We start from the raw sequence: 11,822 nt of genomic DNA, 5'->3' as shown, positions 1-11,822 counted from the left end.
GATCCCTAGAATTGTCTGGTATGTGCGGCGACGGGCGGTGTTCCCGTCGCCGCACATGTCTGTCCGGTTGTCGGCCGGACGTCCCCGTGCCCGGCCCCGAACCCGAGACGATCACCGAGGCGGTTTCCCCATGTCCGCAGTCCCCACCCGATCGACCACGCCCTCGAGGGCGGTGCAGGCCCTCGCCCTGACCCTCGCGGCCGCGCTCGCCGCCTCGTGCGGCGCGGAGGAAGGCGGCGGCGACGCCGGCGGCTCCGACGGCTCGGCCCCCGTCCGCATGGCGGTCAACGGCTGGGTGGGCTACGAGGCCTCGGCCGCCGTCCTGTCCTACCTCATCGAGAAGGAGCTGGACCGGAAGGTCGAGTACGTGGAGGACGACGAGGTGTCCTCCTGGCACGCGATGGCCGAGGGGTCGGTCGACGTGATCCTGGAGAACTGGGGCCACGAGGACCTGATGGAGCTGTACGGCGCCGAGGAGAGCCCCCTGGTGGTGGACGGCGGCCCGAACGGCAACGAGGGGCGCATCGGCTGGTACGTGCCCCAGTACGTGGTGGACGAGTACCCCGAGGTCGCCACGTACGAGGGCCTGGCCGAGCACACCGACCTGTTCCGCACCGGCGCGGGCGAGGGCCCCGGCCGGTTCCTGGGCGCCGACCCCACCTTCGTCACCCAGGACCAGGGAATGATCAACCACTTCGGCCTGGACCTGGAGATCGAGTACGCCGGGTCCGAGGAGGAGCAGATCGCGGAGGTCGAGGCGGCCTACGCCGAGGAGGAGCCGGTCCTGTTCTACTTCTACGAGCCGCAGTGGCTGCAGGAGGAGATGGACCTGGTGAAGGTGGAGTTCCCCGAGTACGTCGACCTGTGCGAGATCGACTCGGAGGACATCGCCTGCGACTACCCCGAGTACGAGCTCAACAAGGTCTTCGCCAAGCCCTTCGCCGACGCGGACTCGCCCGCCTACCGGCTGCTCGACAACTGGACCTGGACCAACGAGGACCAGGACGAGGTGGCCAAGATGATCGCCGACGAGGGCATGTCCCATGATGAGGCGGCGGCCGCCTGGGCCGAGGAGCACCCGGACATGTGGAAGGAGTGGATCCCCGCGGACGCCTGATCCCCCGGGCGCGCGGGAACCGGTCCTCCACGGCGGCCGGGCGGGAGCGGACACCGCTCCCGCCCGGCCGTTCGCCGTTTCAGGGCTCGTGCAGGACTCATGGAACGGGCGCGGCGATCGGGAGCGGTGAATCCTCCGTTCCCGCCCGGCCGCGAACCCCGGTAGCGCCTCAGCAGCGTCTCAGTAGCGGCCGACGCCGCCCTGCGGCGGATAGGGGGCCTGCTGCGCCTGCGGGGCGGGGGCGCCGTTCGGCGCGCCGGGGCGGACCTGGCCGGGCTGCGGCTGCGGCGCCTTGTCCGCGCCGGTCCCGACGTTCTGCCGCTTGAGCGTCCACTTCGAGGGGGAGAACACCAGCGCCAGCACGGCGAAGATGATGAAGGTGTTCGAGATCAGCACGTCCTCGGCCACCATCTGCTCGCCGCCGGTGGCGAACACGAGCATGGAGACGCCCCCGAACACGGCGATGATCAGGCAGATGACCTGCAGGGCGTGCAGAACGATGCGCAGTGCGATGTTCACGGGCTTCTCTCCTCGGTGGTCAGCGGACGGAGGTCGGGGCGGGCAGTACCGCCGCGCCCGTCCGGGGGCCCTTCGGTCGTCATCGGGGCAGGGGCTCCTCGCTCGTGGTCGCCGCTCCCTCCGCGGATCAGCGTGCGGCGGTGAGGGGGACGGCGTCGTCGGAGCCGCCGGGGACCGGGGGCGAGCCGACGGCGTAGCCGCCGTCGATCTCCACCGTCCGGACGGCGCCCCACGACCGGTAGGGCTGCACGGGCAGTCCGTCGGCGAGCACCCGGGCGCTGCCCTCGCCGTCCGGGGGGAGGCTCAGGACCCGGACGACCTCGTCGTCCCCGTCGCCGTACTCGGCGACCGCCAGGATCCGGTCCCCGTCCGCGCCGACGACCTGCACGTCGTGGTCCTCGATCCGCCGGTCCCAGAGCACCCTTCCGGCCTCCAGGTCGATCGCCAGCACGCGCTCGTCGGTGTCCCAGTCGCCGGGCGAGGCGTACAGCACGCCGTCGTGCACCGTCGTCGCGGTCTCCGCATCGCTCAGGCTCCACTCCCCGCCGACGGCGCCCACGCCCGTCTCCCCGGTCGCCGCGATGCGCCTCCAGCCGCCCTCGCCATCGGCGACCAGGAGCGCGTCCTCGGGCGCGCCGCCCTCGTCCTCGTCGTCCAGCAGCAGCGACGCGGCCGAGGAGTACACCACCGCCACCGGGTCGGCGCTGACGAGCGCGGTCGAGGCCAGGAGGTCCAGGGGCAGGTCGTCGGGGAGGGCCTGGGCGCCGGAGACCTCGCCCGTCTCCATGTCGAGGACGGCGGTGAACGGGGCGCCCTCGTCGGGGCCGGACGCGCACGTCCCCAGGAGCGCGGCGGTTCCGCCCCCGTCCGGCAGGACCCGCGTGCGGTGGGAGGGGCAGTCGCCGCCGGGGCCGGGGACCTCGGTCTCGGCCCAGAGCACCTCCCCGTCGGCCGCGTCCAGCCCGACCAGCATCGGCCCCCAGGAGGCCAGCGCATGCGGACCGGCGGCCCGGACCCGGACGTCCCGCGGCGACAGCCCCTCGACCCCGTCCAGGTCCGGAGGCGACCAGCGCCACCGCTCCTCGCCGGTGTCCAGGTCCAGGGCGACCAGCGTGCCGCAGGCGGCGCCGTCGTCCCCGGTCCCGCCCTCGCGCTCGACGAGCACCAGCCCCAGGTCCCCGTCGGCCCCGGCGGTGCCGGCGGCCGCCGCGCACAGGCCCTCGCCCTCATCGAAGCGCCAGGCCCGCTCACCGTCCTCGGCGCCGTAGGCGGTCACCCCCGCGCGGTCGGCGCGCACCGCGCCCCCGCCGCCCGGCCACAGGGCGAAGGCCTCGCCGAAGGGGGAGCCGCCGGTGGGCGGGGCGTGGGCGTCCTCCAGTGGGGCCTGCCAGGCGGGCTGTGCGGCCTCGGAGGCGCCCTCGACCGAGATCGGCGCGTCCAGGAAGACGCTCAGGTTCCTGCTGCCCCAGTAGTAGACGAGGCCCGGCATCAGAGCGAGCCCGACGAGGAGGAAGGGGAGGCGCTTGAGCGTGAAGAGGCCCTTGAAGTCCTTGCGGCCGGGGCCGGAGAGCATCCGGAGCCAGCGGGAGTCGTGGGCGTACAGGCCGGAGCGCACGTGCCTGCGATCGATCGGCACGCCCCATTCGTCGCGGGGGACGTCCGCCCCGCCCTCCTCGTCGCGGCCCGCGCCGGGGTCCGTACCGCGGGCCCTGCGGCGGGCCTCGCGGGCGCGCCTCTTGAGTTCGTCTTCGTCCATGGGGGATGCGTTCTCTCCGGGTGTTCGTGGAACGGCCGGGGCTCCCGTTCCCGGTCACTTCGGACGCCGCCGTGTGCCGGGGGTTCCGTCGCCGGTCGCCGGGCGGTGCCGGAACCGGGGGGATCGATCCGCGCACCGGTTCGGAGGCACCACGGGACCGAGGGAACGCCCCCGCCGTACGGAGAGGAGGGATGGACGACGGAGACGCCCTCGGTGCGGTCCCCATGATGCCCGCAGGGGAGCAGGGGGCGGCAAGGTGTTTCGACGGCCGTGGAAACACCCTGGCCGGCGGGGGGAGAGGCATGCGCGCGGCCGTTCGGCCCGGCCCAGGGGCGGGCCTCCCGCCCCTCGGCCGGGCCCGGGGCTCAGAGCCCGTCCAGGAAGCCCGTCACCAGCCGCTCCCAGCCTTCGGCGTCCTCCTCCCAGATGAGGTGGCCGGTGGACAGCTCGGCGGTGCGGGCCCCGCGGATCCCGGCCGCGAGCTCATCGGAGTTGCCCGGGAGCACCAGCTCGTCCTTGAGGGTCTTGATCACCAGCACGGGGACGTCGATCGAGGCCAGGTCTCCGCGGACGTCGTTGGAGAGCAGCAGGTCGACGTGGTCGAGCGCGCCCGGCGGGTCGAAGGGCGGCCCGGCGGCGGCGATCTCGGCCCGCCACGCCTCGAAGGTCCGCCGGTTCTCCCCCTCGGCGAAGGCCAGGCCCGCCGAGAGCACCAGCGCCTCCACCCGCTCGGGGTGGCGGGCCGCCGCGCGGATCGCCACCTGGGTGCCCATCGAGAAGGCGAGCACGGGGAAGGTCCGGGCGCCCGCCCGGTCGGCGGCCGCCACCAGCCGGTCGGCGAGGTCGTCCAGGTCGAGCGGGCGCGGGTCGGGCGGGGTGGAGCCGCTGCCCGGGTAGTCCGGCGCGATGACGGTGCGCCGGGCGGTCAGCGCCCCCATGATCGGGCCGAAGTTGTCGGCGGTGTTCCCGGTCGCGCCGTGCGCGAGCAGCAAGGCCGGGCCCTGCCCGGCCACGGTCGTCGCGAGCGGGGCGGAGGGCGCCGTCCCGCCGGAGGTGTCGTCGTTCATGGAGTGGAATCTAGGCGCAGTCCCGTCCGGGCCGGGCGTGCGGCCGGTCACCCCTGCCCGCCGTAGGGGCCGTTCGGCGGGGCGGGGGCGGTGTAGCGCGCCTGCTGAGGGGGTGCCTGCCGGGCGGGGGCCCCGTTCTTGCGCTCGACGGGTGGGATCGACCACAGGGTGGGCGAGAACGCGATCGCCAGGAGCCCGAACATGGTGAACGACCCGATCATCAGGTGGTCGTTGGGGCCCGGGTCGTCACTGGCGGCGATGATCGCGATGGTGCCGATGACGGCGAATCCGAGGCAGACGGCCTGCACCAGGTGCAGGACGACGCGGGCGACGGTGATCATTGATGTGCTCCTTGTGCGGTGGTTCGGGCGGGGCCGGGCGCAGGGCGGTTCCCTGCGCGTGCCCCGCGGCTACATCCGTGCGGCCTCGGTGATGAGGAGGGCCAGCGCGGTCGCCTCGGCGGCCGCGGCGAGGCCCGCCACCGCGGCCAGGCGGCGCCCGTCCGGCGCTGCGGCCGAGGCCCGGGCGGGGCCGATCGCGACGTCCGGGCCGGGACGGAACAGCTCCGGATGGTGCAGGCCGGCCAGCGCGGCGGTCGTCCGGACGGCGTCCTCCGCCGACGGACCGCCTCCGCCCAGGCGCAGCAGGAAGGGGGCCAGGGGGCGCCCGTCGCCGCCGCGCGCGTCCTCGGGGCCGGCGTCGACACAGAGGGCGAAACCGGGCAGGCCGATGGGCCGCCGGCGCAGGAACAGGTCGAGGACCCCGCACCGGCGCGGCCAGGGGCCGGCGTTCGCCACGGCCTCCCGGTGCAGGACCAGCGCGACGTCCTCCCAGGGGACGGCGGCCGCGCGCTCCTCCCGCCAGAGCAGGCCGTGCTCGGTGAGCACCAGGCCGTCCGCGTCCACGGCCACCTCGCGCCGCGCGAGCATCCCCGGCAGGGCCAGGAGGGCGCCGGTCAGGAAGCCGACCGCCGCCAGCGCCACGACCAGGCCTGCGGCCCGTCCGAGCGGGGCTTGTGCGGCCGATGCCAGAAGCAGGGCCCAGCCGACGCCGTCGGTCTCCCGGTGGAGGGGGAGGACGGCCGCCACCGCGACCGGGGGGACGGCGGCGCCGGCGAGGCAGACCGCGAAGGCGTTCCGGTACAGGGTGTGGGCCCCCGGGATCCTGACCGTTCGCGGCCGGGGCCGCCGTGGCGGGGCCTCTCGGCGGCCGCACCTCACTGGACCGAGAATTGGACGACGGCGGCCGCCGCCAGTCCGATGAAGGAGGCGCCGAGGTAGCAGAGGGATGCCGGGGCCGCGATCCGGGTCGCCCAGGGGGCCGAGGGCCCGATGACCGTACCCGGGGCCGGGTGGAACAGGTCCGGGCGGTGGGTCCCCGCGAGTCCGGCGACCTGCCGGACGGCGTCCTCCAGGGACGCCGAGGAGGCCCCGATGCGCAGGAGGTGGGAGCCGACCGGGCGGCCGTGGGCGTCGTGGGCGCCGTCCGGGCCGGTCGGGCGCGACGTGGCGAAGGCGGGCAGGGCGGTGAAGGGGCGGTCGGTGAACAGGTCGAGCACCGGGCGGGAGACGGTGGCCTTCCTCCTCCGGAATTCGGCCGTACGGAACACGGCGAGCCGGACCGCTTCCCAGGGGACCCGGGTGGTGCGCCCGGACCGCCACAAGGAGGGGGGCTCGGTGACCTCCAGAGCCGCGCCCCCGACGGTGACCGAGCAGCGGGCGAGCGCGGCGGGCAGAAGGCCGACGGCGACCGTGACCAGCCCGACCGCGGCGATGCCCAGGCAGGCCAGGGCGAGCCAGGCCGGGACCGGAAGCCGCTCGGGGGAGGCCAGCGCGGCCGCGGTGGCGGGGAACTCGGCGGCCAGGACCGCCAGGGGGGTGGCCAAGGCGACCTCGGCGAAGAGGCACAGCACGACGTGGCCCGCGCGGTGGGCCCGTCCCAAGGGCACGCTCTGCGGCGCCGCGGCGGGCAGGGGCGTCGGGGAGGCGTCGCGGGGGTGCATGGGCTCCTTCACCGGGGGTGGCATGGGCCGCACCGCGCGGCCCGCGGCAGGCGGGAAGGGCGGGCGGAAGAGGCAGGGCGCCGACCGCGTGCGGGGCCCTGCCGCGAGGTCCGTCGGCAGGGCCGCAGTCGGCATGTGGGCCCGCTGGGGGCGGCGCCGCAGAGCATGCTTGCAGTGGGAGAACGCGGAGGGCAACGGTTTTCGATCACCGTCGAAAGACACTGCGGGGCGTGGTGCGCAATGGCGGATCGGCCCGCGCGTGTCCGGGGCCGTGCCCACCGACCTCCGGACGGCGACCGCCCGGCGACCGCTCAGGTCCGGACAGAGGGAATCGACACCACGTCAGTGCAAGGACCTGCGGAGATGGTGCGGAAAAGGGGGCCACGGGAACCCCCTGCCCGCCGCCCGGCCGGGTCCGTCCCGTCCCCGGCCGGGCCCGGCCGGGGACGGCCATGGGGGCAGGTCAGTCGTCCAGAACTTCGGTGAAGTGGAAGGCGGGGATGCGCATACCGGAGGAGAGGTAGAACCGGTGTGCGGGGTGGCGGTCGGTTCCCGAGTCCAGGTGCACCTGGCCGCACCCTTGGGCACGGGCCTCGGCGCGCACCCAGTCCATCACCATGCGCCCGAACCCGGAGCCTCGGGCGTCGGCGACGGTGACCAGGTCGTCCACGTACAGGTAGCGCCCCCACATCAGCGAGGTGCCGACGCGGAACCCCGCGACGGCCCGGGCGGGACGGTCCGGGCCCTCGAAGACCCCGGCGAGCCGGTACCCCTCGGGCCGGAGGACGTCGTCGACCGTCTTGGCGAACGCGTCCGCGGAGGTGAGAAAGGGGCGCAGCTCCGCCATGGCGGCATGCGCGAGGTGCGTCCGCCCGGTCGGAATCTCCTCGACGAAGGGGGAAAGGGGGGTGTCGGTCATGACCGGGACCCTACTGGAGCCCTCGTTCAACGGCTGCGACGACGTCACCGCCCGCCGACCACCACCGACCCCGGCGCCCCGCTCCGCCCTGCTCCCGGACGGCTGCGCCCCTGCGGATCAGGCAACAGGCGGCGACGAAGTGGCGGGAGCGACCCACGCGACAGCACTGCCGACCGACGGGGCGTGTGAGCGGCCGGGGCCGACCGGCAGCGACGACAGAGCGGGGCGGTTCCCCGCTCCTGCTGGTCGGCCGCCGGGTCGCTCGCGGTCCAGGTAGAGGGCGGCGACGGAGCAGCCGGTGCCCCACTCACGGCCGCTCGCCGGGCGCCGGGCCGCCGCCGGTCCAGGTCAAGAGCGGCGACGGAGCAGCAAGTACCCCGCTCACGGCTGCTTGCCGGGTGGCGGGCCGCTGCGGATCCGGGCGGGAGGGCCGTGTCCACCCGGGGCAGAGGGTCGTGTCCGCTGGCGTGGTGGAACCCTCCGGGCCCCGGCCGCCCGCACCGGCACCCCCGTTGATCTCGGGCAAGTCGGGGTAATACCGGCGAGTATTACCCCGACTTGCCCGAGATCAAGGCCAAGGAGGGGCGCACCCGGGCGCGCGAGCCCCTCTGGGGCGCCTCGAACCGGACATCTCGTGGCGCATCGGGCGCCGGGCAGAGGGCGGGTGTATCGATAGTGGCGAAATCACCACTCAACTGCACATCGGGTGGTGATACCACCACTATCGATGCGTTGGCCGCTCCTCCCGCCCCGACCGGCGGCGGCCCGCCGCCCGGCAAGCGGGCGCGAGCGGGGTACCTGCTGCTCCGTCGCCGCCTCTGGCCTGGACCGCGAGGGGTCCGACAGTCGACCGACAGGGACAGGGAACCGCCCGGCTCCGTCGTCGCCGCCCCTCCCGCCCTGACCGGCACAGACCCGGTGGCCGGCAAGCAGGCGTGAGCGGGGTACTGCCTGCCCCCTTCGTCGCCCCCGCCCCGACCGGCGGTGACCCGCCGCCCGGCAATCGAGCATGAGCGAGGGCCAGCCGCTCCGTCGTCGCCTGCTGGTCCTGGCTGTTCGTGTGCCCGGTGGTCGGCAGCGCTGCCGGTGGGCCCGCCGCCTCTGCGTCGCTGCCCGATATCTGTACCGCAGGGGCCCCGCCGCTCGGGAGGCAGGCAAGAGTGGGACGCCTGTCGCCACGGGGAAGTTCGGCGGGCGGGCCTGGAGGGGAGGAGGTCCGCCCGCCGGGCGGTCACAGGGCTCCGGTGCGGGATTCGGCGGAGGCCATGCCCAGCCAGGTGTGCGGGTTGCCCTCCCAGCACCAGCCCAGTTTGGGGGAGCGCTTACCGATCCACACGGCCGGGACGCGCCGGTCGCCGCAGCGCGATCCGGCCAGAGAGAAGCACTTGTTCTTCTCCAGCGCCTCCGGGAAGAGCGTCACGAACGCGATGCCTTCCTCGATGGTGAGCGGCGACCGTCCTCGGCGGCGGATCTCTTCCAAGGCGTCGTTGGGAACCGCCCCGCAGAACTCCTCGCCCCGGTCGGCGCCGAGGAGCAGGTAGGCCCGGGGTGCGGTGCCGGGCTCTCCCGGCCCGGTCGGCGTTACGGGTGGCGGTGCCGACTCGGGGACGGTCGTGAACCGGGCCAGTGCGCCCTCCTCGAAGGTGTGGTCGACGAAGCCCGGCCGGGTCCCGCGGATGAGCCTGGTCAGCGGCATCGTCTCCTCGATCGGGACGGCCTCCCGCGTGATCACCAGCAGGAACGGCGCCCGGCCATGGGCGGGTGGCTCGGTGGCCTCGCCGGACTCGGTCGCGCCGTGGGCCCCGGACGGCGCGTGCGCGAGGGCGTGCGCGCGCAGGGGCTCCACGAACGCGGCGAAGCCCTCCGCGTCCGTGCCGCAGAGCCCGGGGTAACCCTTGTCGACCAGGACGCGGACCTGGCGGTCGAACTCCTCTGAGGCGGCGCGGGCGGCGCCGGTGGTGCGGGGAGGCGCGTTCTCCCCGGTAGTCGGGGCGTCGGGGATGGTCGTGGCGGCGGGTGTGTGGGCCCTCCTCTCGTCGTACGCGGTGTCGGCGGTCCGGGGTGTGCGCGTCACGGGCACGGGGGGCGTCCCTTCTTGGTCGTACAGCGTACGAGGAACCTAACGCGGGGCGGGCCCGTCTTGTTCCCGAGGGAGGGATTTTTCGAAGTGGCGGGGATTCAGCCCGTTTCGCGTAACGGACGACCGAGGACAGCGTCGAACCGTCCACTCATATGGCCGTGGGTGTCCGTTTCCGCCCGGCGCACCGTCGAGGGCGAAGCCGCGGTGCCAGGGGCGGCGCGACCGCGTCCTCCACGCGGGACAGGCCGGATCCCGGGCCCGGACCCGGGCCTGAGGCGGGATGACGGATGTCATCGCCGCCGCACACCGGTCCGTCACCGAGCGCCGGTGACAGTGGTGTCTGGCCGTCGGCCCCCGTCCGGCGGGATGCTTGAGGCCGCGGACAGGAGAGGGAGGACGGAGACATGAACGAGCCGACGGAGCGGGGCCCCGACCGGCACGGGGACTCCGACGGAGGCGCCGCCGCCCCGGACGGCCCCTGGTACGCGCCCCCGGGCGGCCAGGCCCCCTCCGGTGGGGCCGTTCCGCCGCCCGTACCTCCGCCCCCGGAGCAGGCCGCCCCCGGCGGCTACCCCTGGGGTGCGCCCCCGGTGGCGGCCCCGCCGCCGCCGAAGGTCGACCCGGTGCCCGAGGGCGAGCCCTACCACCTGCTGGCCCGCACCGCGCGGAACCGGTGGTGGCGGCCGGTCGTGGGGACGCTGCTCATCTTCGGCTCCGGCCTGGTGACGGTGGTGGGGCTGAGCATGGTCCTCGTCGTGGCGGCGGCGTTCGCCGGCGTCGACATGACCGACCCCGAGGCGCTCTTCAGCGAGATGCCCGTCGCCACCCTCGTGGCCACCGCGCTCGGGCTGGCGCTGGCCCTGCCGCCGGTGCTGTTCGCCGTGCGGTTCGCCCAGCGGCGCCCGGTGGGCTCGGTCTCCTCGGTGGCCGGCCGGCTGCGGTGGCGCTGGATGGGCGTGTGCGCCGGTGTCGCCGTGGGCGCCATGCTGGTGGGCTGGGGGGTCGCGCTCACCTATGACCTGCTGTCCGGACAGGGCCTGGGGGAGTTCGGCGGCTGGGCCGGCTGGGCGGCCTTCCTGCCGCCGGCCGTGGCGATCGTGCTGCTCATCCCCTTCCAGGCGGCCGCCGAGGAGTACGTCTTCCGCGGCTGGCTGATGCAGGCCTTCGGCGCCTTCATGCGCACCCCGTGGCCGGGGGCGCTGGTCAGCTCGGTGATCTTCATGTCCCTGCACGGCTACCGGGACTGGGGGATGGTCTGGGTCCTCCTCTTCGGGCTCTGCCTGGCCTGGGTGACCATCCGCACGGGCGGCCTGGAGGCGGCGATCGGCCTGCACGTGGTGCACAACGTCGGCGGGTTCCTGCTGGCCGCCTCGGCGGGCGAGGCCGCCTCCCCGCTGGACCAGGGGGCGGTCTCCTGGGAGATCATGCTCGGCCCGGGGGTGGAGCTGGTCCTCTACCTGGCCGTGGTCTTCTTCCTGGCCAAGCGGATGGGCGTTCGCACCCGGTCGTGACCCGGGGCCGGTGCCCGGCCGGACGGACACCGGCCGGGACGCCCCGCTGCGACGACGGGGGGCCGGCGGTGCGGGCGGCGACGGTCGGCCCGCTGCCGGATGCCGCAGTGGAGCGCATCGCGCCCGGCATGCGGCGCGGCACCTCCGGAGGGCCGCCGACAGGTCCCCTCGGCTGGGCGGGACAGGCCCGGCCGGTGGGTGCGCGTGGCCCGAACGGCCCGTTCGAAGCCCTCCTCCGACCGCGGCGCCGGGCTCAGGACGCGCAGCGGATCCGGGAGCGGGGCGGCGGCAGTCCCGCAGGTGGCGCGGTGCGGGTGATCCAAGGGCCCGTTCGCGGAGGCGGGGTGCTCATCCGGTCTCCGCCGCCGTCGACGGGGCGGGACCCCGGCGCCGCCTCAGCGTTCGTGGCGCAGGCGCTGGCGCACCCAGTAGATGTTCAGGCAGGCGCCCAGGAACCCGGCCGCGAAGACCACCGCCAGCAGCGTGTGGTGGGCCCACACCACCGCCAGCACCGTGGCCGAGAGCAGGACCGCAGCGCCGAACCAGGCCAGGATCAGGCGGAAGGCCAGGGCGCTGGCCGGGCGGTCGTGGCTGCCCAGGGCGCCCTTGAGGCGGCCGCGCCTGCCGCGGCCGCCGCGGTGCCCCCGTCCCGCGGCTCCCCGGCGCAGCCCGCCCGAACCGCCCGCTCCGCCGTGCGCCATGCCCGCGTCCGTCATCATCCACCTCCGAAGAGATCCCCGGCCGCGCCCGGAGGGGGAGTCCGAGCCCTTCGCCGCCGGGCAGCGGACCCGGTCCCGTCTTCAGGCTACGCCTGGGGCGGCGGGCCGCCGAGGGGCCTTCGGTACCGGAGA

Annotated in this window: 11 protein-coding genes; 2 read left to right on the top strand and 9 right to left on the bottom strand. The window is 75.2% G+C overall.

Annotated features, from left to right (window positions below):
• Positions 1-130: 130 nt before the first annotated feature.
• Positions 131-1,117, top strand: a complete 987-nt coding sequence (locus C892_RS0105205; RefSeq protein ID WP_239647265.1) for a glycine betaine ABC transporter substrate-binding protein — start codon at positions 131-133, stop codon at positions 1,115-1,117.
• Positions 1,118-1,297: 180 nt separating this feature from the next.
• Here the strand turns inward: C892_RS0105205 and C892_RS0105200 are convergent, their stop codons facing one another.
• From C892_RS0105200 to C892_RS0105165, 8 genes are all read right to left on the bottom strand, one after another.
• On the bottom strand, positions 1,298-1,636 hold the full coding sequence (locus tag C892_RS0105200) for a hypothetical protein (protein WP_017556363.1): 339 nt from the start codon (positions 1,634-1,636) through the stop codon (positions 1,298-1,300).
• Positions 1,637-1,763: 127 nt separating this feature from the next.
• Complete coding sequence (locus C892_RS0105195; protein WP_026124140.1) at positions 1,764-3,392, bottom strand: BamB-related PQQ repeat family beta-propellar protein; 1,629 nt, start codon at positions 3,390-3,392, stop codon at positions 1,764-1,766.
• 365 nt (positions 3,393-3,757) lie between these two features.
• Positions 3,758-4,459 carry an alpha/beta fold hydrolase gene (locus tag C892_RS0105190; protein WP_017556362.1) on the bottom strand — a complete coding sequence of 234 codons (702 nt, stop codon included), beginning with the start codon at positions 4,457-4,459 and terminating at the stop codon, positions 3,758-3,760.
• A gap of 47 nt (positions 4,460-4,506) precedes the next feature.
• Complete coding sequence (locus C892_RS0105185; protein ID WP_017556361.1) at positions 4,507-4,800, bottom strand: hypothetical protein; 294 nt, start codon at positions 4,798-4,800, stop codon at positions 4,507-4,509.
• Positions 4,801-4,869: 69 nt separating this feature from the next.
• Entirely contained in the window at positions 4,870-5,547 is a 678-nt protein-coding gene (locus C892_RS0105180) for a hypothetical protein (RefSeq protein ID WP_239647264.1), read from the bottom strand.
• Between the two features lie 128 nt (positions 5,548-5,675).
• Positions 5,676-6,461 (bottom strand): hypothetical protein, encoded by a 786-nt coding sequence (locus C892_RS0105175; RefSeq protein ID WP_017556359.1) that lies wholly within the window; start codon positions 6,459-6,461, stop codon positions 5,676-5,678.
• Positions 6,462-6,924: 463 nt separating this feature from the next.
• Positions 6,925-7,380 (bottom strand): GNAT family N-acetyltransferase, encoded by a 456-nt coding sequence (locus C892_RS0105170; RefSeq protein WP_017556358.1) that lies wholly within the window; start codon positions 7,378-7,380, stop codon positions 6,925-6,927.
• 1,231 nt (positions 7,381-8,611) lie between these two features.
• Positions 8,612-9,454: a DUF5701 family protein gene (locus C892_RS0105165; protein ID WP_239647263.1), complete on the bottom strand. Its 843-nt coding sequence runs from the start codon at positions 9,452-9,454 to the stop codon at positions 8,612-8,614.
• Positions 9,455-9,864: 410 nt separating this feature from the next.
• On the opposite strand from C892_RS0105165, the gene C892_RS0105160 reads away from it, so the two are divergent.
• A complete protein-coding gene (locus tag C892_RS0105160) occupies positions 9,865-10,971 on the top strand; it encodes a CPBP family intramembrane glutamic endopeptidase (RefSeq protein WP_017556356.1) in 1,107 nt (368 codons plus the stop codon).
• A 395-nt stretch (positions 10,972-11,366) separates the two neighbouring features.
• Here C892_RS0105160 and C892_RS28600 read toward each other — a convergent pair whose 3' ends face one another.
• Positions 11,367-11,690 carry a hypothetical protein gene (locus C892_RS28600; RefSeq protein WP_394296666.1) on the bottom strand — a complete coding sequence of 108 codons (324 nt, stop codon included), beginning with the start codon at positions 11,688-11,690 and terminating at the stop codon, positions 11,367-11,369.
• Positions 11,691-11,822: the final 132 nt, after the last annotated feature.

The sequence above is a fragment of the Nocardiopsis baichengensis YIM 90130 genome, assembly GCF_000341205.1.
In the GTDB taxonomy this organism is placed as follows: Bacteria; Actinomycetota; Actinomycetes; order Streptosporangiales; family Streptosporangiaceae; genus Nocardiopsis_A; species Nocardiopsis_A halophila.
The sequence above is the reverse complement of the archived record's forward strand: the minus strand, read 5'-3'. Positions and strand labels throughout refer to the sequence as shown.